At 73.7% G+C, this 24,245-nt stretch carries 21 protein-coding genes and 1 pseudogene; 12 read left to right on the top strand and 10 right to left on the bottom strand.

Features of this window, described 5'->3' with window-relative positions; genetic code table 11:
• Positions 1-153: 153 nt before the first annotated feature.
• Together KPF47_RS02320 and KPF47_RS02315 are read right to left on the bottom strand one after the other, a co-directional pair.
• On the bottom strand, positions 154-750 hold the full coding sequence (locus KPF47_RS02320) for a histidine phosphatase family protein (RefSeq protein WP_224386528.1): 597 nt from the start codon (positions 748-750) through the stop codon (positions 154-156).
• 4 nt (positions 751-754) lie between these two features.
• Positions 755-1,180: an HIT family protein gene (locus KPF47_RS02315; protein ID WP_224386527.1), complete on the bottom strand. Its 426-nt coding sequence runs from the start codon at positions 1,178-1,180 to the stop codon at positions 755-757.
• Between the two features lie 78 nt (positions 1,181-1,258).
• Between KPF47_RS02315 and KPF47_RS02310 the strand changes: the two genes are divergently transcribed.
• The 3 genes from KPF47_RS02310 to treY all read left to right on the top strand — a co-directional run bounded on the left by KPF47_RS02310 (position 1,259) and on the right by treY (position 6,434).
• Positions 1,259-1,726 (top strand): PPOX class F420-dependent oxidoreductase, encoded by a 468-nt coding sequence (locus tag KPF47_RS02310; RefSeq protein ID WP_224386526.1) that lies wholly within the window; start codon positions 1,259-1,261, stop codon positions 1,724-1,726.
• A gap of 169 nt (positions 1,727-1,895) precedes the next feature.
• A complete protein-coding gene (glgX, locus tag KPF47_RS02305; RefSeq protein ID WP_224386525.1) occupies positions 1,896-4,064 on the top strand; it encodes a glycogen debranching protein GlgX in 2,169 nt (722 codons plus the stop codon).
• A 3-nt stretch (positions 4,065-4,067) separates the two neighbouring features.
• Positions 4,068-6,434: a malto-oligosyltrehalose synthase gene (gene treY / locus KPF47_RS02300; protein ID WP_224386524.1), complete on the top strand. Its 2,367-nt coding sequence runs from the start codon at positions 4,068-4,070 to the stop codon at positions 6,432-6,434.
• A gap of 67 nt (positions 6,435-6,501) precedes the next feature.
• Here the strand turns inward: treY and KPF47_RS02295 are convergent, their stop codons facing one another.
• Positions 6,502-7,014 (bottom strand): DUF5709 domain-containing protein, encoded by a 513-nt coding sequence (locus KPF47_RS02295; protein ID WP_224386523.1) that lies wholly within the window; start codon positions 7,012-7,014, stop codon positions 6,502-6,504.
• 83 nt (positions 7,015-7,097) lie between these two features.
• On the opposite strand from KPF47_RS02295, the gene treZ reads away from it, so the two are divergent.
• From treZ to KPF47_RS02270, 5 genes are all read left to right on the top strand, one after another.
• Positions 7,098-8,843 (top strand): malto-oligosyltrehalose trehalohydrolase, encoded by a 1,746-nt coding sequence (treZ, locus tag KPF47_RS02290; RefSeq protein ID WP_075305672.1) that lies wholly within the window; start codon positions 7,098-7,100, stop codon positions 8,841-8,843.
• A 146-nt stretch (positions 8,844-8,989) separates the two neighbouring features.
• The gene (locus tag KPF47_RS02285) at positions 8,990-9,952 is read left to right on the top strand and encodes a carbohydrate ABC transporter permease (RefSeq protein WP_224386522.1); all 963 of its coding nucleotides are present in this window, start codon (positions 8,990-8,992) and stop codon (positions 9,950-9,952) included.
• On the top strand, positions 9,949-10,824 hold the full coding sequence (locus KPF47_RS02280; protein ID WP_224386521.1) for a carbohydrate ABC transporter permease: 876 nt from the start codon (positions 9,949-9,951) through the stop codon (positions 10,822-10,824). Before KPF47_RS02285 ends, KPF47_RS02280 begins: the two co-directional genes overlap by 4 nt.
• Positions 10,825-10,871: 47 nt before the next feature.
• Positions 10,872-12,203, top strand: a complete 1,332-nt coding sequence (locus KPF47_RS02275) for an ABC transporter substrate-binding protein (RefSeq protein ID WP_224386520.1) — start codon at positions 10,872-10,874, stop codon at positions 12,201-12,203.
• A 15-nt stretch (positions 12,204-12,218) separates the two neighbouring features.
• The gene (locus tag KPF47_RS02270; RefSeq protein WP_224386519.1) at positions 12,219-13,301 is read left to right on the top strand and encodes an ABC transporter ATP-binding protein; all 1,083 of its coding nucleotides are present in this window, start codon (positions 12,219-12,221) and stop codon (positions 13,299-13,301) included.
• 395 nt (positions 13,302-13,696) lie between these two features.
• Here KPF47_RS02270 and KPF47_RS02265 read toward each other — a convergent pair whose 3' ends face one another.
• Positions 13,697-14,683, bottom strand: coding sequence for a malate dehydrogenase (locus KPF47_RS02265; RefSeq protein WP_224386518.1), 987 nt, complete (start codon positions 14,681-14,683; stop codon positions 13,697-13,699).
• A gap of 99 nt (positions 14,684-14,782) precedes the next feature.
• Here KPF47_RS02265 and KPF47_RS02260 point away from each other — a divergent pair, with 99 nt between their 5' ends.
• The 3 genes from KPF47_RS02260 to KPF47_RS02250 all read left to right on the top strand — a co-directional run bounded on the left by KPF47_RS02260 (position 14,783) and on the right by KPF47_RS02250 (position 17,284).
• A complete protein-coding gene (locus KPF47_RS02260; protein ID WP_224386517.1) occupies positions 14,783-16,024 on the top strand; it encodes a DUF418 domain-containing protein in 1,242 nt (413 codons plus the stop codon).
• Between the two features lie 112 nt (positions 16,025-16,136).
• Positions 16,137-16,811, top strand: a complete 675-nt coding sequence (locus KPF47_RS02255; protein WP_224386516.1) for a hypothetical protein — start codon at positions 16,137-16,139, stop codon at positions 16,809-16,811.
• 251 nt (positions 16,812-17,062) lie between these two features.
• Positions 17,063-17,284, top strand: a complete 222-nt coding sequence (locus KPF47_RS02250; RefSeq protein ID WP_224386515.1) for a hypothetical protein — start codon at positions 17,063-17,065, stop codon at positions 17,282-17,284.
• 354 nt (positions 17,285-17,638) lie between these two features.
• Here KPF47_RS02250 and KPF47_RS02245 read toward each other — a convergent pair whose 3' ends face one another.
• From KPF47_RS02245 to pyk, 5 genes and pseudogenes are all read right to left on the bottom strand, one after another.
• Positions 17,639-18,118 carry a CoA-binding protein gene (locus KPF47_RS02245; protein ID WP_224386514.1) on the bottom strand — a complete coding sequence of 160 codons (480 nt, stop codon included), beginning with the start codon at positions 18,116-18,118 and terminating at the stop codon, positions 17,639-17,641.
• Positions 18,115-19,428, bottom strand: a complete 1,314-nt coding sequence (locus tag KPF47_RS02240; protein WP_224386513.1) for an O-acetylhomoserine aminocarboxypropyltransferase/cysteine synthase family protein — start codon at positions 19,426-19,428, stop codon at positions 18,115-18,117. The genes KPF47_RS02245 and KPF47_RS02240 overlap by 4 nt, the downstream gene beginning before the upstream one ends.
• A gap of 18 nt (positions 19,429-19,446) precedes the next feature.
• Positions 19,447-20,157 carry a dienelactone hydrolase family protein gene (locus tag KPF47_RS02235; protein ID WP_224386512.1) on the bottom strand — a complete coding sequence of 237 codons (711 nt, stop codon included), beginning with the start codon at positions 20,155-20,157 and terminating at the stop codon, positions 19,447-19,449.
• The gene (locus tag KPF47_RS02230) at positions 20,154-21,074 is read right to left on the bottom strand and encodes an acyl-CoA thioesterase II (protein ID WP_224386511.1); all 921 of its coding nucleotides are present in this window, start codon (positions 21,072-21,074) and stop codon (positions 20,154-20,156) included. The genes KPF47_RS02235 and KPF47_RS02230 overlap by 4 nt, the downstream gene beginning before the upstream one ends.
• Positions 21,075-21,098: 24 nt before the next feature.
• A pseudogene (gene pyk / locus KPF47_RS02225) lies at positions 21,099-22,522 on the bottom strand (pyruvate kinase).
• Positions 22,523-22,633: 111 nt separating this feature from the next.
• Between pyk and KPF47_RS02220 the strand changes: the two are divergent.
• Positions 22,634-22,984 carry a VanZ family protein gene (locus KPF47_RS02220; protein ID WP_224386510.1) on the top strand — a complete coding sequence of 117 codons (351 nt, stop codon included), beginning with the start codon at positions 22,634-22,636 and terminating at the stop codon, positions 22,982-22,984.
• A 24-nt stretch (positions 22,985-23,008) separates the two neighbouring features.
• Here KPF47_RS02220 and KPF47_RS02215 read toward each other — a convergent pair whose 3' ends face one another.
• The gene (locus KPF47_RS02215) at positions 23,009-24,034 is read right to left on the bottom strand and encodes a M28 family peptidase (protein ID WP_224386509.1); all 1,026 of its coding nucleotides are present in this window, start codon (positions 24,032-24,034) and stop codon (positions 23,009-23,011) included.
• Positions 24,035-24,245 lie beyond the last annotated feature (211 nt).

The raw sequence follows: 24,245 nt of genomic DNA, 5'->3' as shown, positions 1-24,245 counted from the left end.
CGTCCGGTCGTCGCGCCGGACGATCCGCGTGAAGCCGGGCGGCGCAACGACGGCGGCGAACGGCGTATGAGTGGCGTCACAGCCCCGGCTGCGCGCCCCGCGACCACGGCAAGCGGTCGACGACCCGCGGTCGGTGCGCGTGGCCGCCCGGGCTCAGAGCAGGTCGGCGACGTGTGCCGACTCGTTCACCGAACGGACCTTGCGCATCCCGTCGCGCGCGCACACCACCCGGGAGATCCCGACGTAGTCGAGCGGGAACGGCAGGTCCCGGGCGATGCCCAGCACCTCGGCGAGGTAGGCGTTGACCACTCCCGCGTGCGCGACCACGACCACCGACGCCCGCCCCGGGTGCGCGCCGACGATCTCCTCGACCGCGGCACGGACCCGCCCCCGGAACGCCGCGCCGTCGACGTGGTCGGGGAGGTGCCCGGCCCGCATCCGCTCCCACGCCCCCGGGTCGGCCGCCGCCATCCGGTCGACCGGGACGTACGACGAGCGTTCCGCGTCGTACTCGCGCAGCTCGGGACGGACGACCGGGGTGATCCCGCGGTCGCGCGCCAGCGGCTCGGCGGTCTGCACCGCCCGCCGCATCGTGCTGGTGTAGAGCGCGTCGACCGGGCTCCCGGCCAGGGCGGCGACCAGGCGGGCGGCCTGGTCGCCGCCCTGCGGTGCCAGACCGGGGTCGGCGTGGGTGCCGTCGTCGTGCTCGACGGCCTCGGGCAGCGCGTGCCGGACGAGCAGCAGGTGCACCCGCTCAGCCCGGGACGTGCGCGTCGTGCCCGGCCGCGCGCAGCGCGGCGCGCAGGGACTCGGCGTGGCCGTCCTGCTCGGCGCCGGCGACGGTGGCGGCCGCGTTCGCGAAGTCGAACGCCCGCATGTCCCAGGCCGGGAAGACGTGGACGTGCAGGTGGGGCACTTCGAACCCGGCGACCAGCAGGCCGACACGCGGCGGTGACCAGATCTCCCGCACGGCGAGGCCGACGATGCGCGAGACCTCGGTGAGGTGGGCGAGCAGCCCGGCGTCGGCGTCGACCCACTGGTCGATCTCCGCGCGCGGGACGACCAGGGTGTGTCCCGGACCGAGCGGGTTGATCGACAGGAACCCGACGCACTGCTCGTCGGCCCAGACGAACCGGCCGGGGATCTCGCCGTTGATGATCTTGGTGAAGACGGTGGCCACGGATCCGGACCCTAGTGGCCCGGGCACCGGGGCGAGGAACGGCGGGCGCCCGGCCCCCGGCCACCCTAGGATTCCGGCATGCCCCGCACCATCGCCCGCAGCGACCGCGTCGACCGGGACGAGCTGCTCGAGTTCGTCCGCCCCCGCCACCACATGGTGCTGATGACCACCCGTTCCGACGGCGGGGTGCAGGCCTCGCCGGTCACCGGCGGCGTCGACGACGACGGGCGGATCGTGATCTCCACCTACCCCGAGCGCGCCAAGTCGGCCAACGTCGCGAAGTCCGGGCGGGCCGCGGTCGTCGTGCTGAGCGAGGAGTTCGACGGCGCCTGGGTACAGGTCGAGGGCGAGGCCGAGCTCATCACCCTGCCGGAGGCGCTGGAGCCGCTCGTCGACTACTTCCGCGCGATCTCCGGCGAGCACCCGGACTGGGACGAGTACCGGCAGGCCATGTCCGACCAGGGCAAGGCCCTGATCCGGATCACCCCGACCCGGTGGAGCCCGGTCGCCACCGGTGGCTTCCCCGCCCGGCTCGCCGACTCCTGACCCCTCCTGGGACGATCGACCGCTCCCTTCCGCACCCGGTGCGGATGCGGGGGTGATGTGGCGTGGACCGCCGACGGTCCCGTCCACCATGCGGCAACGGTGCCCGCCCCACACAGTGTGAGCGTGCTCGCGGCCTGCGGCCGGGGCGCGCGACGAGAGGACACAGACCATGCAGGCCTGGCCCGGGCACGCCTACCCGTTGGGTGCCAGCTACGACGGCACCGGCACCAACTTCGCACTGTTCTCCGAGGTCGCCGAGGGCGTGGAGCTCTGCCTGTTCGAGCCCGACCCGGGAGCGCCCGGCGGACTCGCCGAGACCCGGGTGCCGCTGACCGAGGTCGACGGCTTCGTCTGGCACGGCTACCTGCCCGGCATCGAGCCCGGCCAGCGCTACGGCTACCGGGTGCACGGCCCCTACGACCCCGCCCAGGGTCTGCGCTGCAACCCGAACAAGCTCGTCATCGACCCCTACGCCAAGGCCCTCGACGGACCGGTCGACTGGGACGAGGCCGTGTTCGGCTACAACTTCGGCGACCCGGACTCGCGCAACGACACCGACTCCGCGCCGCACGTGCCGAAGTCGGTCGTGGTCAACCCCTACTTCGACTGGGGCTCGGACCGCCCGCCGAAGATCCCCTACAACGAGACCGTCGTCTACGAGGCGCACGTCAAGGGCCTGACGATCCGGCACCCGGACGTCGAGGAGGACCTGCGCGGCACCTACTCCGGTGTCGCGCACCCGGCGATGATCGAGCACTACAAGCGGCTCGGGGTCACCGCCGTCGAGCTCATGCCGGTGCACGAGTTCGTGCAGGACCACCACCTCACCGAGAAGGGCCTGTCGAACTACTGGGGCTACAACACCATCGGCTTCCTGGCCCCGCACCACGCCTACTCGGCGGGCTCGGTCCGGTCCGGGTCGCAGGTCGCGGAGTTCAAGGCGATGGTGCGCGACCTGCACGACGCGGGCATCGAGGTCATCCTCGACGTGGTCTACAACCACACCGCCGAGGGCTCGGACATGGGCCCGACGCTGTCCATGCGCGGCATCGACAACCACGCCTACTACCGGCTGGTCGACGACGACGCCCGCTACTACATGGACTACACGGGCACCGGGAACTCGCTCAACGTCCGCAACCCGCACACCCTGCAGCTGATCATGGACTCGCTGCGGTACTGGGTGACCGAGATGCACGTCGACGGCTTCCGCTTCGACCTCGCCTCGACCCTGGCCCGCGAGTTCTACGACGTCGACCGGCTCTCGACCTTCTTCGACCTCGTCCAGCAGGACCCGGTGATCTCCCAGGTCAAGCTGATCGCCGAGCCGTGGGACGTCGGCCCCGGCGGCTACCAGGTCGGCAACTTCCCGCCGCTGTGGACCGAGTGGAACGGCAAGTACCGCGACACGGTGCGCGACTTCTGGCGGGGCGAGGCCGGCACGCTCGGTGAGTTCGCGTCCCGGATCACCGGCAGCTCGGACCTCTACCAGGGCGACGACCGCCGTCCCTACGCCTCGATCAACTTCGTGACCGCGCACGACGGGTTCACCCTGGCCGACCTCGTGTCCTACAACGAGAAGCACAACGAGGCCAACGGCGAGGACGGCAACGACGGCGAGAGCCACAACCGGTCCTGGAACTGCGGCGTCGAGGGCCCCACCGACGACGAGACCGTCGTCGAGCTGCGGGCCCGCCAGCAGCGCAACTTCCTGGCGACGCTGCTGCTCTCCCAGGGCACCCCGATGCTGCTGCACGGCGACGAGGCCGGGCGCACCCAGGGCGGCAACAACAACGTCTACTGCCAGGACAACGAGATCGCCTGGCAGGACTGGGAGCTCGCGGGCAAGCACGACGAGCTGACCACCTTCACCGCGGGCGTCGCCGCGCTGCGGCACGCCCACCCGGTGTTCCGCCGCCGCCGGTTCTTCGCCGGCCGCCCGATCGGCCGGTCCTCCACCAGCGAGGACGTGGCCGACATCGGCTGGTTCACCCCCGCCGGGCGGGAGATGACCGAGGAGGACTGGGACAACGACCTGGGCCGCTCGGTCGTCGTGTTCCTCAACGGCAGCCAGATCGCCGACGTCGACCAGCGCGGCCAGCGGATCGTCGACGACTCGTTCCTGCTGTGTTTCAACTCCTACTGGGAGGACATCGACACCACGCTGCCGCCCGTCGAGTTCGGCCAGGCGTGGGAGATCGTCGTCGACACCCACTCCGGCGAGGTGCACCCGCCGAACGCCGCCGGCGTCACCGGCACCGACCTCGACCCGGTCTCGGCCGGCTCGGTGCTGACCCTGCCCGCCCGTTCCCTGCTCGTCCTGCGATCGAAGGGCTGAGGCGTGACCCGCCTTCCGGGATCGACCTACCGGCTGCAGCTGTCGGCCGACCAGACGTTCGCCGACGCCGCCGCGCTGACCGGCTACCTGGACCGGCTGGGGATCGGGGCGCTCTACGCCTCCCCCCTGCTGGAGTCCACCGCCGGCTCGAACCACGGCTACGACGTGACCGACCCGACCCGGGTGTCCGGCGAGCGGGGCGGTGAGCAGGGCCTGCGCGCCCTGCTGGCCGTGCTGCGCGAGCACGGCCTGACGATGCTGATCGACATCGTCCCCAACCACGTCGGCGTCGCGAAGCCCGCCGAGAACCCGTGGTGGTGGGACGTGCTCACGCACGGCCAGGCCTCGCGCTGGGCCCGGCACTTCGACATCGACTGGGGCGCCGGCGCGCTGCTGCTCCCGGTGCTGGACGCCGACGAGGACACCGCGCTGTCGCAGCTGTCGGTCCTCGACGGGGAGCTGCGCTACTACGAGCACCGCTTCCCGATCGCCCCCGGCACCGGCGAGGGCACCGCCCAGGAGGTGCACGCGCGCCAGCACTACCGGCTCGTGTCCTGGCGACGCGGCGCCGCCGAGCTGACCTACCGGCGGTTCTTCGACGTCAGCGACCTCGCCGCGGTCCGGGTCGAGGACCCGGAGGTCTTCGCCGACACCCACCACACCGTGCTCGACCTCGTGCGCTCCGACGACACCGTCGTCGGGCTGCGGGTGGACCACCCGGACGGCCTGTCCGACCCGGGTGCCTACGCGCGGCGGCTGCGCGCCGAGCTCGGCCCCGGCAAGTGGCTGCTGGTGGAGAAGATCCTGGGCGTCGACGAGGAGCTGCCGATCTCCTGGCCGGTCGACGGCACCACCGGCTACGAGGCGCTGCGCGAGGTCTGCGGGGTGCTCGTCGACCCCGACGGTGCCGGGCTGCTCACCCAGTTCGCCGCCGAACACACCGGGGAGAAGCGCTCCGCGCACGCCGTCGAGGACGACGGCCGCCACCTCGTCGCCCGCGAGATCCTGGTCGCCGAGGTCCGCCGGATCGCCGACGCCTTCCGGGCCGGCCCCGGTGCGGACTCGGCGGCGACCGGGCTCGACCTGGCCGAGGTCACCGCGGAGGACCTGCACGACGCGGTCGCCGAGCTGCTGTGCGGGTTCCCGGTCTACCGCTCGTACCTGACGCCGCGGATCACCGAGGGCCGCGCGGCCGCCGACACCGCCGTCGCCGTGGCCCGCACCCGGCGACCGGACCTGGGCGCGGTGCTCACCGCGTTACACAGCGGGCTGGTCCGCGAGCCCGGCTCGGAGTACGCGACCCGGTTGCAGCAGACCTCGGGCATGGTCACCGCCAAGGGCGTCGAGGACACCGCGTTCTACCGGTACAACCGGCTGGTCGCGCTGAACGAGGTCGGCGGCGACCCGGCCCGGTTCGGGGTGACCCCCGAGGAGTTCCACGTCGGGCTGGCCCGCCGCGAGGCCGGCCGGTCGCGCACGATGACCTCGCTGTCCACCCACGACACGAAGCGCTCCGAGGACGTCCGGGCCCGGCTCGCCGTCCTGGCCGAGCGACCCGCGGACTGGGCGGCGAAGGTCCGCGAGTGGTCGGTGCGCCACCCGCTGCCCGACCGCTCGCTGGAGCTGCTGGCCTGGCAGTCGCTGGTCGGGGCGTGGCCGATCCCGGCCGACCGGCTCGCCGGCTACCTGGGCAAGGCCTCCAAGGAGGCCAAGCTGGTGACCTCGCACATCGACGCCGTGCCCGAGGTCGACGAGGCGATCGCGGCCTGGCCGGAGCAGGTCCTCGCCGACGCCGAGCTCGTCGCCGAGATCGAGGCGTTCGTCGGGGAGATCGCCGACCCGGGCCGGTCGAACTCGCTGGCCCAGAAGCTGCTCCAGATGGCCGGGCCCGGCGTGCCGGACGTCTACCAGGGCACCGAGCTGTTCGAGTACTCGCTGGTCGACCCGGACAACCGGCGCCCGGTCGACTGGGACGCCCGGCGGGCGATCCTGGAGCGCCTCGACGCGGGCGAGCAGCCGCCGGTCGACGCGACCGGCGCGGCCAAGCTGCTGGTCACCTCGGCGACGGCGCGGCTGCGGCGGTTCCGGCCCGAGCTGTTCAGCGGCTACGGCAGGGTCGACGCCCAGGGCCCGGCGGCGGAGCACGCCGTCGCGTTCTCGCGGGGCGGGGGCGCGCTCGTCGCCGTGGCGACCCGGCTGCCCGAGGGGCTGGCCCGCCGGGGCGGCTGGGACGACACCCGGCTGCCGCTTCCCGGCGGCTTCGACGACTGGCACGACATGATCGCGAACCGTCCGGTGGACGGGCCCGCGCCCGCGCTGGCCGACCTGCTCGCCCGCTACCCCGTCGCGCTGCTGGTCCGCCCCGCCTGATCCGTCACCCGTCGCGCCCCGGTCGCCCGCAGGCGGCCGGGGCGCGACGCGTACGGGGTCCGGCGGGTCAGGGCTCGTCGACGACGTGCACCGCGGCCTCCTCGGCCGAGGCGCCGGCACCGTCGATGCCGGCGTCGCCGGCCACCAGGTCCTTCTCCCCACCGTCGCTGCCGTCGAAGCTCGCGTCGTCGATCGTGAGGCGCCCGGCACGGCGGTCGCCCACCTCGTCGTCGGCGAGCAGCTCGCCGTCGGCACCCGGGGCGTCCCCGAGCAGCTCGCCGGTGGCGTCGTCGACGTCGGAGAAGTCGTCCCGGGAGTCCGGGGCGCCGACGACCCCGGCGGCGCGGGCGTCGTCGCGGTCCTCCTCGTCGGCGGTCGCGTCCAGCTCGGCCGTCCAGGTGTCGGGCTCCTCGTCGGCCAGGCGCTCGTCGAGGGTCTCGTCGTCGCGGTCGTTCCACGGGCGCTCGGGCGGCGAGTAGCCCTCGTCGAGCACGTCGGTCACGCCGCCGTACTCCAGGGTGTCCTCGGGCTGCAGCTGCGCGTCGGAGTCGAGGTCGTCGCCGGCGTCGGGGTCGCTCATCGGGGCAGCCTAGCGGCGCGTGACCCGGCCCACCCCCCGCCGGGCGCGCGCCGACCCCACCGGGTGCGGAAGGATCGGCGCCCGTGACGGAGTTCGCCGTGTGGGCCCCCGACAGGAACCGCGTCAGCGTGCTGGTGGGTGACCAGCGCATCGCGCTCGATCCCTCCCCGGGGGGCTGGTGGCGCACCGAGGCGCCCGACCACGGGCACGGGACCGACTACGCGTTCCTGCTCGACGACGACGCGACGCCGCTGCCCGACCCCCGTTCCCGCTGGCAGCCGAAGGGGGTGCACGAGCGCTCCCGCGTCTACGACCACGAGGCGTTCTGGTGGACCGACGAGACCTGGACCGGCCGGGCGCTGGCCGGGTCGGTGCTCTACGAGTGCCACATCGGCACGTTCACCGGGCCGGGCACCTTCGACGCCGCGATCGGCCGGCTCGACCACCTGGTCTCGCTCGGGGTCGACCTGGTCGAGGTGCTGCCGGTCAACGCCGTCGACGGGCCGGTCAACTGGGGCTACGACGGCGTCGGCTGGTACGCCGTCACCGAGAACTACGGCGGCCCGGACGCGTTCAAGCGCTTCGTCGACGCCTGCCACGCCCGCGGCCTGGGTGTCGTCCTCGACGTCGTCTACAACCACCTCGGCCCGTCCGGGGCCTACCTGGACCGGTTCGGCCCCTACTTCGCCGGTTCCAACATCTGGGGTCCGTCGCTGAACCTCGACGCCGCGGGCTCCGACGAGGTCCGCCGCTACATGATCGACAACGCCCTGATGTGGCTGCGCGACTTCCACGTCGACGGGCTGCGGATCGACGCCGTGCACGCGCTGCGCGACACCCGGGCCCAGCACGTCCTGGAGCAGCTCGCCGTCGAGGTGACCGCGCTGGAGGCGCACGTCGGGCGCCCGCTGTCGCTGATCGCCGAGTCCGACCTCAACGACCCGCGGATGATCACTGCGCGGGAGGGCGGCGGGTACGGCCTGGACGCGCAGTGGGCCGACGACGTCCACCACTGCCTGCACTCGGTGCTCACCGGCGAGGGCCAGGGCTACTACGGCGACTTCGCCGAGGCCGGTCTCGACGGGCTGGCGCACGTGCTCACCCGCGGCTTCCTGCACGAGGGGACCTGGTCGTCGTTCCGGCAGCGCAGCCACGGCGCCCCGATCGACACCGCGCGGATCCCGGGCTCGCGGCTGGTCACCTACCTCCAGAACCACGACCAGATCGGCAACCGCGCCACCGGTGACCGGCTCACCCACACGCTCTCGCCCGGCCTGCTGGCCTGCGGTGCGGCGCTGCTGTTCACCTCCGGGTTCACCCCGATGCTGTTCATGGGTGAGGAGTGGGGCGCGCGCACGCCGTGGCAGTTCTTCTCCCGCTTCGGCGACCCGGACCTGCAGAAGGCCGTCCGCGACGGCCGGCGCGCCGAGTTCGCCGACCACGGCTGGGACGACGCCGCCGAGGTGCCCGACCCCAACGCCGAGTCGACGTTCGCCGACTCCCGGCTGGACTGGTCCGAGCCCGAGCAGGAGCCGCACGCGACCCTGCTGCGCATGCACCGTGAGCTCATCGCCCTGCGCCGCGCCTGGCCGGAGCTGTCGGACCCGTGGCTGGACCGGATCGGTGTGGACGTCCACGAGCAGGCGCGCACCCTCGTCGTCGCCCGCGGGCGGATGCGGGTCGTGGTCAACCTCGGCCCGGAGCCGGTGACGCTGTCGCTCGGATCGGAGATCACCCGCATCCTGCTGGCGTCCGAGCCGACGACCAGCGACGGCTCCTCGTTCACCGTCCCGGCGGAGGCGTTCGCCATCTGCCGCGTGGCGGAGTAGCGGGGACCCTGCGCATCACCCGTCCGAGTGCCGCCGTTCACCTGTTCGCCGGACACGTGACGCGGCCGGGCCACACGAGTCTGCGAGGGTCTGCGAGGTCGCGACGATGCGGCCGCGCGCCGCCCCTGCAACAGACGTGAGGTCACGTGACGTCCACCCCCACCCGGTCCGCCTCGACGCCGACGGCGCCGGGTGCGACCTCACGCCCCCCGCCGCGGCGACGGCGCCGCTTCACCGCCCGGGACCGGCACGACTTCTGGGTGTTCCTCGCGCTGGTGCTGCCCAACGCGGCGCTGATCGTCGCCTTCGCCTACCGGCCGGTGATCGAGAACGTCCGGTACTCGATGCTGAACTGGACCCTCGGGTCGCCGTCGGCGACGTTCGTGGGGCTCGGGAACTACGTCACGTTCCTGACCTCGCCGTCGTCGGCGGGGATCGTCGGGACGACGCTGGTGTTCACCGTCGTCACGGTCGGCGGCTCGATGGTGCTGGGGCTGCTGATCGCACTGGCGCTCAACCGGCGGGTGCCGGGTACCGGTGTCGCGCGGGCCGCGGTGTTCTCCCCCTACGTGCTGTCCGGGGTCGGCGTCGGGCTGGTGTGGCTGTTCGTGTTCGACCCGTCGATCGGGGTGCTGGGGGCGGTGGTGCGGGCCTTCGGCGGCACCGCACCGGACTTCTTCAACGACCCGTCGATGTCGCTGACGATGATCTGCATCGTCTACGTCTGGAAGAACATGGGCTACGCCGCGGTGATCTACCTGGCGGGCCTGCAGTCGATCCCGAAGGACCTGCTGGAGGCCGCGGCGCTGGACGGGGCGTCGGCGACGCGGACGTTCTTCCGGGTGGTGCTGCCGCTGCTCTCGCCGGTGACGTTCTTCCTGGTCGTCACGAGCGCGCTGAACTCCCTGCAGGCCTTCGACCTGATCCGGATCATGACCCCGCTCGGGCAGGGCACGACGACGTTGATCTACGAGGCGTACCTGCAGGCGTTCGGGTCGAGCAACCGGGCAGGCTACTCGGCGGCCGTGTCGACGGTCCTGTTCGTGGTGCTGGTGGTCTTCACCCTGGTCCAGCTGCGGTGGATGGAACGGCGGGTGCACTACGCATGACCACCACCGCTCCGGGGCCCCGGTCGTCGCGCGCGCTGTCGCCCCGGGCCCTGTTCGACGTCGTGACCAGCGCCTACGTGCCGCTGCTGGTGGCCGTGCTGGTCGTGCTGTTCCCACTGCTGTGGATGACCCTGTCGTCGTTCAAGCCACTGACCGAGATCATCACCCAGACCCCGGCACTGCTGCCGGCGGCGCCGACGACGGAGAACTACGCCACCGTCGCCGAGCGCCTGCCGTTCGGCCGGGTCTTCCTGAACTCGGTGCTGGTCACCGCGGTCGGCGCCGCGCTGAAGGTGGCCCTGGCGGTGTTCACCGCCTACGGGCTGGTGTTCGTCCGGTTCCCGTTCAAGAACTGGATCTTCGCCGGGCTGCTGGTGACGCTGATGGTGCCGCCACAGGTGGCGCTGCTGCCCAACTACACCCTGATCACCGCGCTCGGCGGGGCGGACACCTACTGGGGCATCATCCTGCCCGGCCTGGGGACGGCGTTCGGCACGTTCCTGCTGCGCCAGCACTTCCGCACGCTGCCACCGAGCCTGCTGGAGGCCGCGGAGCTCGACGGGGCCGGGCACTGGCGCCGCCTCACCCGGGTCGTGCTGCCGGTGTCCGCGCCGACCGTCGCCACGGTCGCGCTGATCACCATCGTCTACGAGTGGAACGACTACCTGTGGCCCCTGGTGATCATCTCCAGGCCGGAGATGATGACGCTGCCGGTCGGGCTCACCCTGCTCGCCAACGTGGACAACCGGGCCGCGGCGTACGGCCAGCTCATGGCCGGGTCGGTCGCCGTGATCGTGCCGGTCCTGATCGTGTTCATCGCGCTCCAGCGCCACATCATCGCCGGGCTGACCCAGGGCGCGGTCAAGGACTGAGACCACTCCGCTCCCGCTCTCCCCTCCCCGAAAGGACGCCAGCTGCCATGCACCTCGACCGTCGCGGATTCCTGAAGTTCGCCGGCATCACCGGCGCCGCCGCGGCGCTGGCCGCCTGCGGTGGCCCGTCCACCAGCGGCGGCGGGCCCGCCGACGTCCCGGAGGTCGACTACTCCGGCGTGCAGCCGGCGAAGGAGATCACCTGGTGGACGAACAACCCGGGCAGCTCGGAGACGGTGTCGCGCCAGATCATCGATGCCTACCAGCGGGCCAACCCGGGCACGAAGGTCAACCTGGTGACCGCGGGCGCGAACTACGAGGAGATCGCGCAGCGCTTCCAGACCGCGCAGGCCGGCGGCGGCTCCCAGCTGCCCGACCTCGTCGTGCTCTCCGACGTCTGGTGGTTCCGCTACTACATGCAGCGCTCCATCGTGCCGATGGACCCGCTGATCGCCGCGACCGGCATCGACACCGCCGACTACCGGCAGCAGCTGATCGAGGACTACCGCTACGACGGCAAGCTCTGGGCGCTGCCCTGGGCCCGTTCGACGCCGATCTTCTACTACAACAAGGCGCACTGGCAGAAGGCCGGTCTGCCCGACCGCGCACCCGCCACCTGGACCGAGATGGCCGAGTGGGGCCCGCGGCTGCAGGCCGCCGGCACCGGCGCGCAGAAGGCGTACCAGCTCCCCGCCCTGGCCGACTACGCCGGCTGGTCGTTCCAGAACAACCTCTGGGGCGAGGGCGGCGCCTGGTCGAACGAGTGGGACGTCACCTGCGACTCCCCCGAGGCGGTCCGCGCGGTCTCGGCCCTGCAGAACGCGGTGACCTCGGGCTGGGCGGGCGTCGCCGCCACCGACGGCACCACCGACCTGGGTGCCGGGGCGGTGTCGGCGACGGTCGGCTCCACCGGCTCGCTGGTCACCGTGCTCGACGCGGCCCAGTTCGACGTCGGCGCCGGCTTCCTGCCCGCGGGCCCGGTCGCCGGGCCGGTGTGCCCAACCGGGGGCGCGGGGCTCGGGATCCCGGCCGGGGTCCCGCCGGAGCGCCAGCTCGCCGCGGCGGCGTTCGCGAAGTTCCTGACCAGCCCGGAGAACACCGTGCTGTTCTCCCAGGCCACCGGGTACCTGCCGCTGCGGACCTCGGCCGACACCGGCCCGCTGCTCGCCGAGACGCCGCTGCGCAAGATCGCCATCGACCAGCTCGACCGGACCCGCACCCAGGACCGGGCCCGCGCGTTCTTCCCGGGCGCCGACCAGGAGATCGCACGGACCTGTGCCAACATCCTCAACCAACGGGCCGACGTACAGACCGAGCTGACCACGCTCAGGACCACGTTGACCGGCATCTTCGACACCGACGTGAAGCCCAACATCTGACGGCGGGACGCTGACATGGCAACGGTCACCTACGACGCGGCGACGCGGATCTACCCCGGGTCGGACACCCCGGCCGTCGACGGGCTCGACCTGGAGATCGCCGACGGCGAGTTCCTGGTGCTCGTCGGGCCCTCGGGCTGCGGGAAGTCGACATCGCTGCGGATGCTCGCGGGTCTGGAGGACGTCGACGCCGGCGCCATCCGGATCGGCGACCGCGACGTCACCGACGTCCGGCCCAAGGACCGCGACATCGCGATGGTGTTCCAGAACTACGCCCTCTACCCGCACATGACGGTCGCGGCGAACATGGGCTTCGCGCTGACCAACGCGAGCCGCCCGCGCGACGGGATCGCCCGCCGCGTCGCCGAGGCGGCGACGATCCTCGACCTGGAAGGGCTGCTGGACCGCAAACCGCGTGCCCTGTCCGGCGGGCAGCGGCAGCGGGTCGCGATGGGCCGGGCGATCGTGCGCGAGCCCGCCGTGTTCTGCATGGACGAGCCGCTGTCGAACCTGGATGCGAAGCTGCGGGTCTCGACCCGCACCCAGATCGCGTCGCTGCAGCGGCGCCTGGGGGTCACCACCGTCTACGTGACCCACGACCAGGTCGAGGCCATGACGATGGGCGACCGGGTCGCGGTGCTCTCGGGAGGGGTGCTGCAGCAGTGCGCCACCCCGCGCGAGCTCTACGACCGGCCGGTGAACGCCTTCGTCGCCGGGTTCGTGGGGTCGCCGGCGATGAACCTGGTGACGGTGCCGGTGGCCACCGCGGGCCGGGTGTCGCTCGGCGGCGTCGACGTCGCGGTCCCCGGTTCCCCGTCCTCGGGCGCGGTGACGGTCGGGATCCGGCCGGAGGACCTGCGTCCGGCCGGGGCCGGGGAGGGGCTGGAGGTGACCGTCGACGTCGTCGAGGAGCTGGGGGCCGACGCCTACGTCTACGGCACCCTCACCGAGGGCTCGGGGCACGACGGGGCCGGGACGACGCTGGTCGCCCGGGTCGACGCGCGCACCCCGCCGGAGCGGGGGACCCGGCTGCGTCTGGTACCCGACCCGGACCGGACGCACGTCTTCGACGGCGACACCGGCGCTCGCCTGTCCTGACCGGGCCCGGTCCCCGTCCTCGCCCCCCCACGTCGCCTCCCCCTCGCCGTCCACACGCCTCACCCCGTTCGCACGCCTCGCCCCGTCCACACGCCCCCGGTTCGCACGCCTCGCCCCGTTCGCACGACCCGCCTCGTTCGCACGAGCGGACCCTTCGTACGAACCTTTCGTGCGAACGGCCCGCTCGTGCGAAGGCGGGGCGGGGCGTTCGGTGCGCGCGGCGGTCGGTGCGCGAGGCGTTCCGTGGGCGAGGCGTTCCGGCGCGCTCCGTGGGCGGCGGCGTTCCGTGGGCAGGGGCGTTCGGTGGGGCGAGGGGGCGTCCATGGGACGGGCCCGGACGCACCGCGGCCCCGCACCCGGGACGGGGGCGGGGCCGCGGCGTGCGTGCGGTCGGCTCAGATGAGGCCGAGCTTGGCGACGGTGTCGCGCTCCTCGACCAGCTCCGCGACGCTCGCGTCGATCTTCCCGCGGGAGAACTCGTCGATCTCCAGACCCTGGACGATCTTCCACTCGCCGTTCTCGGAGGTGACCGGGAAGGAGGAGATGATGCCCTCGGGGACGCCGTAGGAGCCGTCCGACGGGATCGCGGCGGAGGTCCAGTCGCCGGCCGGGGTGCCGTTGACCCAGTCGTGGACGTGGTCGATGGCGGCGTTGGCGGCCGACGCGGCGGAGGACGCGCCCCGGGCCTCGATGATGGCGGCGCCGCGCTTGGCGACGGTCGGGATGAAGTCGTTCTCCAGCCACTCCCGCTCGACCTGCTCGGCGGCGATCTTGCCGCCGACCTCGGCGTGGAACAGGTCGGGGTACTGGGTCGCCGAGTGGTTGCCCCAGATCGTGAGCTTGCTGATCTCGTCCAGGCCCACGCCGAGCTTCTTCGACAGTTGCGCCAGCGCACGGTTGTGGTCGAGGCGGGTCATCGCGGTGAACCGGTCGGCCGGGACGTCCGGGGCGGAGGCCTGGGCGATCAGGGCGTTGGTGTTGGCCGGGTTGCCGACGACCAGGACGCGCACGTCGTCCGCGGCACCGGCGTTGATCGCCTTGCCCTGCGGGCCGAAGATGCCGCCGTTGGCCTCGAGCAGGTCGCCGCGCTCCATGCCCTTGCTCCGGGGGCGGGCGCCGACCAGCAACGCGACGTTGGTGCCGGAGAACGCGGCGTTCGCGTCGTCGAAGATGTCGATCCCGCGCAGCAGCGGGAACGCCGAGTCGTCGAGCTCCATCGCGGTGCCCTCGGCCGCCTTGACGGCCTGCGGGATCTCCAGCAGGTTCAGCTTGACCGGGGTGTCGGACCCCAGCAGCTGCCCGGAGGCGATCCGGAAGAGCAGCGCGTAACCGATCTGGCCAGCGGCTCCGGTGACGGTAACGGTAACGGGGGTAGCAGACACGCCACGGACCCTAGCCCGGATCGCACCTGCGTACCGCGACGGGGAGCACACCCACCGCCACGCGTGGCGGGAACCACACCGACGGTAGCGTGGGCCGGGATGCGTGACGTCCCGGTGGCCGGTCGTGCACCGGCGCCGGATCTGGCCCGCGGTGCGGCGCTGCTGCTGATCGCCGTCGCGAACGTGCACACCTTCATCACCCATCGCGGGATCGGGGTGCGCACGTACCCGCTGGACCCGACCGGCGTCGACGCCTGGCTCGCCGCGGCGCAGCTGACCCTGGTCGACGGCCGTGCCTACCCGCTGTTCGCGCTGCTGTTCGGCTACGGCATCGCCGGGCTCGCCCGTCGCGCCGCCCGGGCCGGCGCCGGGCCCGAGGAGGTGCTGGCCCTGGTGCGACGCCGGGGCGGGGCACTGTGTGCGATCGGCGCGGCCCACGCGGTGCTGCTGTGGCACGGGGACTTCGTCGCCGCCTACGGGCTGATCGCGGTGGTCCTCGCGCCGGTGCTGGTCCGTGGGTCCACCGCCGTCCTGGTGCTCCTCGGGACGGCCGCGACGACGGTGCTCGCGTTGCTCTACTCCCCCGTCGCCCTGACCCGGTCCGACGCGGCGTCGGCGTCGCCGTCGCTGGTCGCACCGGATGCGCTGTCGGCGGCGGCGGAGCGGTTCGGCGAGTGGCTGTTCGGCAACCTGCTGATCAGCGCGGTCGGGTTGCTGGGGGCAGCGGTCGCCGGGGTACTCGTGGCGCGGGCCGGGTGGCTCGACGACCCGGCCCGGCACCGTCGCGCGTTGCGCCGGGCCGCGGTCCTCGGGATCGGGGCCGGGGTGCTGGGCGGGCTGCCGCTGGGGCTCGTCGCCGCCGGGGTGTGGACGCCGTCGGAGCCGGTGGCCCTCGTGGTCGGCGTACTGCACGCGGTGACCGGCTACGCCGCGGGCGCCGGGTACGCCGCGCTGGCCGGGCTGGTCGTCGCCCGGTGGACACGGTCCGCGGACGCGGCGCCGGACGGTCCGTGGGCGACGGACCGGGTCCCGGGCGACACGGGGCCGGTTCCGGGCGGGGGTGTGGCCCGTGCGCTGGTCGCGCTGGGGCGGCGCTCGCTCAGCGGCTACCTGGCGCAGTCGCTCGCGTTCGTGACCCTGTTCCCGGCCTGGACGCTCGGTCTCGGCGCAGGCCTGCCGCTGTGGGCGGCGACGCTGTGCGGGGCCGGGGTGTGGCTGGTGACCGTCCTCGTCGCCGTGGTGGCCGGGCGCCGTGGTCACCGCGGGCCGGCCGAGGTGCTGCTGCGCAGGCTCACCTACGGCCGCCACCCGGCTCCCGCGGACCGCCCGGCCGGACAGTGAACGCCACGGGTGGAGCGCCGGAGGGCGTCCGCTGCGTCCCGCGTTCGACCCGTGCCGATCATGGTGGGGTTCGGCCGGGTCCGCGGGGCGGGTGGCGGTCTAGGCTCCCGACATGAGCGGCACCGACCCCGCCGACCGGCCCCGGCCGGGCGACCCGGTGCGGCCGGGCGACCCGGTGCAGCCCATCGGCCAGGGGCACCCCGACGAGCCGGCGCAGTCCGTCAGGCCGGAGCACCCCGACCAGCCGGCGCAGCCTGTCAGGCCGGACCACCCCGACCAGCCGGCGCAGCCTGTCAGGCCGGACGATCCCGACCAGCAGGAGCAGTCCGACCAGCCGGAGCAGCTGGACCGGTCGGGGCGGCCGGGACGTCCCGGCACGGACGAGGCGACACCGTCGTGGCAGGGGGCCCCGGGGTTCTCCGGGGTCGACCCCGCGTCGGTCCCGCCGCACGCCCCGCTGCCGGGGGCACCGCCGTACCCATTGGGTACCGAGCCGGACCGCGCCGCGGTGGCCGACGGGTCCGCGACGCCGGGCACCGGCGCGGTGCTGCCCCGCTGCGTGGCCGCCGCGGCCGGGTGGGTCGCGGTCGCGCTGCTGCTCGCCCTGTTCGCCGGGGTCGGATCGTGGCCACTGCGCGGGCTCGCGCTGGTCGTGCCGTGGGGGCTCGCGTCCCTCGCGCTGGTGTTCCCCGCCCGGCGCGGGGTGGGGCCGGGCGGGCTGGTCGCGCTGGCGTTCGCCCCGTTCTGGATCGTCCACGCTTTCCTGGTCGGCCTGCTCGGCTGGTGAGGCGGCCGCGGTCCCGCCCGACACCGGCCGGCCGGGGTGTCGTGCGGCCGGCGTCGGGCGTCGCGTCCGGACGGGTGTGTACGCGGGCGCGGCGCCCGATCCCGCCGCCGGGATCGGGGCGGCCGTCGCGCGTGCGGTGCCGTGGCGCGTCGCGCCCGGACCGTCGGCAGACGACGCCCGGTCCCGAATGGCGCGGGGGTGCTGCGGCGCGCAATGATGCCGCTCACTCACCCGCCGCCGAGGAGGTCCTGGTGGACGATCACGACCCGCAGGTGCTGCAGATGGCCGACGTCGCCGACCGGTGGGTGGTGCGGTGCGACTGCGGATGCGGGGTGTTCACCCAGTACGCGTCGCGGGACGAGGCCGAGGACGCGGCGGAGCGGGCCCGCGCCGAGGCCGGCCCGCCGGCCGGGCGGGAGCCTGCGGTCGACGACGTCCTCGACGACGACGGCCGGGCCCCCGAGCGGATCTGACCTCCGCGGCGCCCCGGCCGCGGACCGGTCCCGAGCAGATCGGTCGCCGCAGACCGGTCACAGCACGTCGGTCGGGGCACGTCGGTCGGGGCACGTCGATCGCAGCACGTCGGTCTCCGCACCTCGGTCGCAGCGGATCATCTGCTGCGGCCACCCGCGACGGGTCGGGCACGGCGGGTCGGGCACGGCAGGTCGATCGCGGCGCGTCACTCGCGGCAGGCCGGTCGCGGCGCGTCACTCGCGGCGGTCCCCATGACGGGCCGGACGCGGGGCATCCGCTGCATTCATCCGCGCGGGATCAACCGCGGCGGATCCCTCGCGGCTGTCCCCCGGCGACGGGCCGGTCGTGGCAGATCACTCGCGGCGTCGCGACGTGATCACTCCGGTGTCGAACCCGGCGAGGTGCAGCCCCCCGGCGAACCGCGCGTGCTCCACCTTGAGGCAGCGGTCCATGACCACGCTCAGGCCCTCGGCCTCCGCGCGTCGGGCCAGGTCATCGTCGAACAGGCCGAACTGCAGCCAGAACGTCGACGGGTGCGGGTCGAGCGCCAGCACCTCGTCGAGCACCCCGCCGAGGTCCTCCGGGCGACGGAACACGTCGACCAGGTCCGGCACCACCGGCAGCTCGGCGAGCGACGGGTACACCGGCCGCCCGAGGATCTCGCGGGCGTTCGGGTTCACGAAGTACACCTCGAACCGGGTCGAGGCCAGCAGGTAGGTCGCGACGAAGTTGCTGGCCCGGGCCGGGTTCGCGCTCGCCCCGACGACGGCGACGGTGCGGGTCGCCGCGAGGATCTGCTGCCTCCGCCAGGCCGGCGGGTTCTCCCAGCTCACGCGTCCTCCTTCTGCGAGACGGTCAGGGCCTGGTCGAGGTCCCAGACGATGTCGTCCGGGTCCTCCAGGCCGACCGAGATCCGGATCATGTCCTCGGGGACGCCGGCGTGCTCGAGCTGCTCGGTGGTCAGCTGCTGGTGGGTGGTGGACCCGGGGTGCAGAACGAGGGTGCGGGCGTCGCCGACGTTGGCGAGGTGGCTGCACAGCTGTACCGCCTCGATGAACCGCGCCCCCGCCGCCCGGCCACCGCGCACCCCGAACGCGAAGACCGCGCCCGGCCCCGCGGGCAGGTACCGGCGGGCCCGCTCGTGGTGACGGTGCGACGGCAGCCCGGGGTAGGTCACGTACTCCACCCGCGGGTCGGCCTCGAGCCACTCCGCGACCTTTCGCGCTCCTGCCACGTGGGCCTCCATCCGCTGCGGCAGCGTCTCGACGCCCTGCATCAGCAGGAACGCCGAGTGCGCGGACAGCGTGGCGCCGACGTCGCGCAGCTGCTCGGCACGCAGCTTGGTGAGGAAGCCGAGCTCCTGGAAGTTGCCCCACCAGGTGAGCCCGCCGTAGGACGGAACGGGCTCGGTCATCCCGGGGAAGCGGCCGTTGCCCCAGTCGAACCGGCCGGACTCGATCACGACGCCGCCGAGGGTGGTGCCGTGCCCGCCGAGGAACTTGGTCACCGAGTGGATCACGATGTCCGCGCCGTGCTCCAGCGGCCGGCACAGGTAGGGCGTCGCCAGTGTCGCGTCGATGGTCAGCGGGAGCCCGGCCGCGTGCGCGACCTCGGCGAGCCCGGCGATGTCGGCGACCTCGCCGCCGGGGTTGGACACGACCTCGGCGAAGACGAACTTGGTGTTCTCCCGGATCGCGGCGGCGTAGTCGGCCGGGTCGGTACCCGGTACGAAGGTGGTGTCGACGCCGAAGCGGCGCAGCGTCACGTCGAGCTGGGTGATGGTGCCGCCGTAGAGCCCCGCCGCGGCGACGGCGTGGTCGCCCGCCCCGGCGAGGGCGGCGAAGGTCAGGAACTCGGCGGCCTGCCCGCTGGCCGTGCACACCGCACCGATGCCGCCGTCGAGGCTGGCCAGACGCTCCTCCAGCGCCGACACCGTCGGGTTCGCGATCCGGGAGTAGATCAGCCCGTACTTCTGCAGCGCGAACAGCGCCGCGGCGTCGTCGGTGTCGCGGAAGACGTAGCTGGTCGTCTGGTGGATCGGGACCGCACGCGACCCGGTCGCGGCGTCCGGCACCGTCCCGGCGTGCACGGCTCGGGTGCGGAAGCCCCAGGCCCGGTCCTGCTGATCATCGCGCTCGCTCACACCCCCATCCTGCCCCGGCTACAGGTGCTCGCGCAGGAAGGCCCGCACCCGCTCGGTCGCATCCGTCGCCGAGGGCTCGTGGTACTCCGCGTGCAGCGGCGTCCGCCGGGCGACCGCCCCCTTCACGCCCGGGGTGCGGGTCATGAACGAGTGTCCCGCCTCGGGGTAGACGACGACGTCGTGCGGGATCCCCCGCTGCTCCAGGTCGGCCTCCAGGCGCTGCGGGTAGCCGTCGGCGAACTGCGCGTCCCGCCCGCCGAAGCTCGCGACGACGGGGCAGACCGGTTCCACGGCGGTGCCGGCGCGGCCGTAGAACGGCACGGCGACCCGGTACAGGCCGCTCTGGGACAGCAGCATCGCGAAACCGCCGCCCATGCAGAACCCCATGACGCCGATCCGCCCGGCGTCGACGGTCGGCTGGTCGGCCAGCCAGCGTCGCGCGGACTCGCAGTCGCCGAGCGCGGCGCCGCGGCCGGTCGCCATCGTCGCGACCGTCGAGGCGATGCACAGCGGCTTCACCCGGCCGCGGGCGAACAGGTCGGGGATCAGGACGGTGTAGCCGTCGCGGGCCAGCTCGCGGGCGATCCGGCGCATCTCCGGGGTCATCCCGAAGATCTCGTAGATCATCACGATGGCGGGGCCGGGGGTGTCGGTCTCGGGGCGGGCCAGGAAACCGGGCAGCCTCCCGCCGTTGACGCTGGGCAGCGAGACCTCGGACTCGACGGTCACGGGCGGGTGTCCCTCCGGTCACGGGGGACCCGGACGAGTCCCTCCTGCATGGTGGTGGCGACCAGACGGCCGTCGGCGGTGAAGAACCGGCCGCTCGCCAGGCCGCGGCCCCCGGACGCGGCCGGGGAGAAGCACGAGTAGAGCAGCCACTCGTCGGCACGGACGGGGGCGTGGAACCACATCGCGTGGTCCAGGCTCGCCATCTGCAGCCCGGTGCGGGGCACGTCGTGCCGGGCGACGACCGACCCGAGCAGGGTGAGGTCGCTGGCGTAGGTGAGCAGGCACACGTGCAGCAACGGGTCGTCGGGCAGCTCGCCGTCGGCGCGCAGCCACAGCCGCATCGGGTCGTCGGACGGGCCGGGGTGGTCCTGCGACCACGACGGCTCGTCGATCAGCCGGATGTCCAGCGGCCGGGGCAGCCCGGCCATCCAGCCACCGTCCCCGCGGGCGGCCCGGGTGCCGAGGTCGTCGACGGCGTCCGGGGCGGGGACGTCCGACGGCATCGGCTGGGCGTGCTCCAGACCGTTCTGCGGCAGCTGGAACGACGCCGACAGCGAGAAGATCGCCTCGCCGCGCTGGATGGCGAGCACCCGGCGGGTGGTGAACGAGCGGCCGTCGCGGACCCGCTCGGTCGCGTAGACGATCGGGATGCTCGGGTCCCCGGGGCGGATGAAGTAGGCGTGCAGGGAGTGTACGCCCCGATCGGCGGGCACCGTCCGCCCGGCCGCGACGAGCGCCTGCCCCGCCACCTGGCCGCCGAACACCCGCGGCAGCGAGACCGGGGGGCTCACGCCCCGGAAGAGGTTGTCCTCCAGGCGTTCCAGGTCCAGCAGCGCGGCCAGGTCGTCGAGGACGGCCTGGCCGCGCGGTTCACCGTCGGCTGCGGTCTCGGGAGCGGGTACGGGATCGGCACTCACGCCGGGGAGTATGCCCGGCGCCGCTCAGGCGTGGTCGTCCTCGCCCAGCCGGTGCACGCGGATCAGGTTGGTCGAGCCGACCGTGGAGGGCGGCGACCCGGCGACGACGACCACCAGGTCCCCCGGCTTGAAGCGCCCGATCGACAGGATCGCGTGGTCGACCTGGCGGATCATCGCGTCGGTCGAGTCGACCTTGTCGACGAGGAAGGTCTCCACCCCCAGGTCATCGCGAGCTGGCTGCGCACCGCGGGCTCCGGGGTGAACGCCAGCAGCGGGAGCCGGGTGTGCAGCCGGGCCAGGCGGCGGACGGTGTCGCCGGACTGGGAGAACGCGACCAGCGCCCGCGCCGAGAGCCGCTCGCCGATGTCACGGGCGGCGTAGGACAGCACCCCGCGCTTGGTGCGGGGCACGTGGTTGAGCGGCGGCACGTCCGCCGGGCCCGCCTCGACGGCCTCGACGATCTCGGCCATCGTGCGCACGGTCTTGATCGGGTAGCGGCCGACGCTGGTCTCGCCGGACAGCATCACCGCGTCGGTGCCGTCGAGCACGGCGTTGGCGACGTCGGAGGCCTCGGCGCGGGTCGGGCGCGAACTGGTGATCATCGACTCCAGCATCTGGGTCGCGACGATGACCGGCTTGGCGTTCTCCCGGGCGATCTGCACCGCGCGCTTCTGGACCAGCGGCACGTTCTGCAGCGGCAGCTCCACGCCGAGGTCGCCGCGGGCGACCATGATGCCGTCGAAGGCGAGCACGACGGCCTCGAGGTTGTCGACGGCCTCCGGCTTCTCCAGCTTCGCGATCACCGGGACGCGGCCGGCGCCGGTGTTGTCCATGATCTTGTGGACGAGGTCGATGTCGGCGGGGCTGCGCACGAACGACAGCGCGACGACGTCGACCCGCAGCGACATCGCGAACTCCAGGTCCGCGACGTCCTTGTCCGACAGCGCGGGCACCGAGATGTTCATCCCCGGCAGCGACAGTCCCTTGTTGTCCGAGACGGGGCCGCCCTCGGTGACCCGGCAGACCACGTCGTTGCCGTCGACGGCGACGACCCGCAGGCCGACCTTGCCGTCGTCGACCAGCATCCGGTCGTCGACCTGTGCGTCCTGGGCGAGGCCCTTGTAGGTGGTGGAGATCCGGTCGCGGGCGCCGGCCACGTCGTCGACCGTGATCCGCACCTCCTCGCCGGTCGCCCACTCGGTGGGCCCGTCGGTGAAGCGGCCGAGTCGAATCTTCGGGCCCTGCAGGTCGGCGAGGATGCCGACGGCGCGCCCGGTCGAGTCGGCGGCGTCGCGGACCATCTCGTAGACGCGCTTGTGGTCGGCGCGGTCCCCGTGGCTGAAGTTGAGCCGGGCCACGTCCATGCCCGCTTCCACGAGGTCACGGATCCGGTCCGGGGTCGCCGTGGCCGGACCGATGGTACAGACGATCTTGGTTCGACGTGTCACGGCTATCAGGGTAGCGCTGTCTGGAACGATCAGGAGGACGGGAACCCGGCCTGTCGGCGTCCGGGTCGACGGTGTTCATCCCGGCGGTCACCGGTGGAGCAGACTGGGGCCGTGCGCGTCCAGCCGTTCGTCCTGTCGGTCCTGTTGAGCCTGGTGGTGCTGTTCACCCCGGCGTCGGGGGTCCCGACGGCACCCCCGGGCACCGACAAGCTCGTCCACCTGCTGCTGTTCGCGCTGCTGGCGTGGACCGGGCGGACCGCGGGCATCCGGGTGTGGCCGCTGTTGGGTGGGCTCGCCGGGTACGCGGCCGCCTCGGAGGTCGCGCAGGCGCTGCTGCCGATCGGGCGCAGCGGGGACGTCCTCGACGCGCTCGTGGACGTGGCCGGCGCGGCGCTCGGGCTGGGCCTGGCCGCCCTGGTGGCGCGGCGCCGCCCGGGCCGTACGGCGTCGTCCCGGCTCTGAGCCGGGCCGGGCGGACGGGACCGCTCAGCCGGAGGGGCGCTGGGTGGCGTCGGCGAAACGGGCCAGGGTCGCCGCGATCGCGCGGGTGTAGCGGTCCAGCGTCACCGTGTCGACGTTGCCGGTCCGGTCGCAGGCCGAGTGGTAGCACTCGTCGTAGGCACGGCCCGCCTCGCCGCCCCACAGCCGTGCCTGCTCGCGGGACTTGGTGTCCTCGTCACCGGTGACCGCACCGGCGACCGGGATGCCGACCTCGGCGAAGGGCGCGTCGTCGTCACCGTAGAGGCCGATGGTCTCCGGCTGCGGTGCACCCGCGGCGGCGAGCTCCTCGGCCAGCACCGAGGCCACCACCCCGGACCCGGACGGGCCCCGCTCCTCCTCGTCCTCCCCGCGTCCCCCCTGCACGAAGTAGCCGCCGTTGGGCGAGCCGAGCATGTCGGCGTTGAGGTAGAGCAGGTGCTGGTCGCGCTGCTCCTCCGACAGCGACGACACGTAGCCGGTCGAGCCCTGCAGGTCGTCCTCCTCCGAGCCCCAGAACCCGAAGGAGACGGTGGCGCCGACGCCCGGCTGCGGGCCGAGCGCGGTGGCGACGGCGAGCAGCCCGGCGATGCCGCTGCCGTCGTCGTTGATCCCGGGGCCGTCCGGCACGGAGTCGAGGTGGGCGCCGGCCAGCACGACCCGGCCGGGGTCGCCACCGCGGGTGCGGGCGACGACGTTGCGCAGCTCGCGGCCGTCGCCGGCGTCGTAGGTGGGGGTGGTGACGTCGAACCCGGCGTCACGCAGCACGCCGGCGACGTAGTCGACCGTCGCGTCGTAGCCGGGGGTCCCGGCGGCGCGGTTGCCGCCGTTGTCGTCGGCGATGCGTTCCAGGGCCGCCAGGTGCGGTATCGCGGCCTCGCCGGTCGCGGCGCCCGTGACCTGCTGGGACAGCGCCCCGGCGGGCGGCGGCGCGGTGGCGGGCGTGGCTGCGGTGCACCCGGCGACGACGAGCGTCGCCGCCGCCAGTGCCAGCAGCCCGTCCCGGGTGCCTCGGCCCCGCCCCTGCACTCCCATGCCACTCCCCCGTGCGTCGCCCGGACGACGTCCGTCCGTCTCCGGTGTTCGTGACCCGGCCGTCGTCCGGATCACCGCGCCGGGTCTCGACCGTGTCACGGAAACCCACTCGCCGCTGCCCGGCCCCCGGGCCCGACACGGTGACGCGACCCGCGCCCGGTGACCCCGCCGGCCCCGCGGGAACGCGCCGGCCCCGCGGGACCCCGCCGGC

This window comes from Pseudonocardia sp. ICBG1293, from assembly GCF_020131355.1.
Lineage (GTDB): Bacteria > Actinomycetota > Actinomycetes > Mycobacteriales > Pseudonocardiaceae > Pseudonocardia.
The sequence above is the reverse complement of the archived record's forward strand: the minus strand, read 5'-3'. Positions and strand labels throughout refer to the sequence as shown.

Bases quoted from the DNA above. Each gene is read 5' to 3' on its own strand.
- KPF47_RS02310 (WP_224386526.1), top strand. From the start codon at position 1,259: ATGCCCCGCACCATCGCCCGCAGCGACCGCGTCGACCGGGACGAGCTG.
- glgX (WP_224386525.1), top strand. From the start codon at position 1,896: ATGCAGGCCTGGCCCGGGCACGCCTACCCGTTGGGTGCCAGCTACGAC.
- KPF47_RS02295 (WP_224386523.1), bottom strand. From the start codon at position 7,014: ATGAGCGACCCCGACGCCGGCGACGACCTCGACTCCGACGCGCAGCTG.
- KPF47_RS02280 (WP_224386521.1), top strand. From the start codon at position 9,949: ATGACCACCACCGCTCCGGGGCCCCGGTCGTCGCGCGCGCTGTCGCCC.
- KPF47_RS02275 (WP_224386520.1), top strand. From the start codon at position 10,872: ATGCACCTCGACCGTCGCGGATTCCTGAAGTTCGCCGGCATCACCGGC.
- KPF47_RS02270 (WP_224386519.1), top strand. From the start codon at position 12,219: ATGGCAACGGTCACCTACGACGCGGCGACGCGGATCTACCCCGGGTCG.
- KPF47_RS02260 (WP_224386517.1), top strand. From the start codon at position 14,783: ATGCGTGACGTCCCGGTGGCCGGTCGTGCACCGGCGCCGGATCTGGCC.
- KPF47_RS02255 (WP_224386516.1), top strand. From the start codon at position 16,137: ATGAGCGGCACCGACCCCGCCGACCGGCCCCGGCCGGGCGACCCGGTG.
- KPF47_RS02215 (WP_224386509.1), bottom strand. From the start codon at position 24,034: ATGGGAGTGCAGGGGCGGGGCCGAGGCACCCGGGACGGGCTGCTGGCA.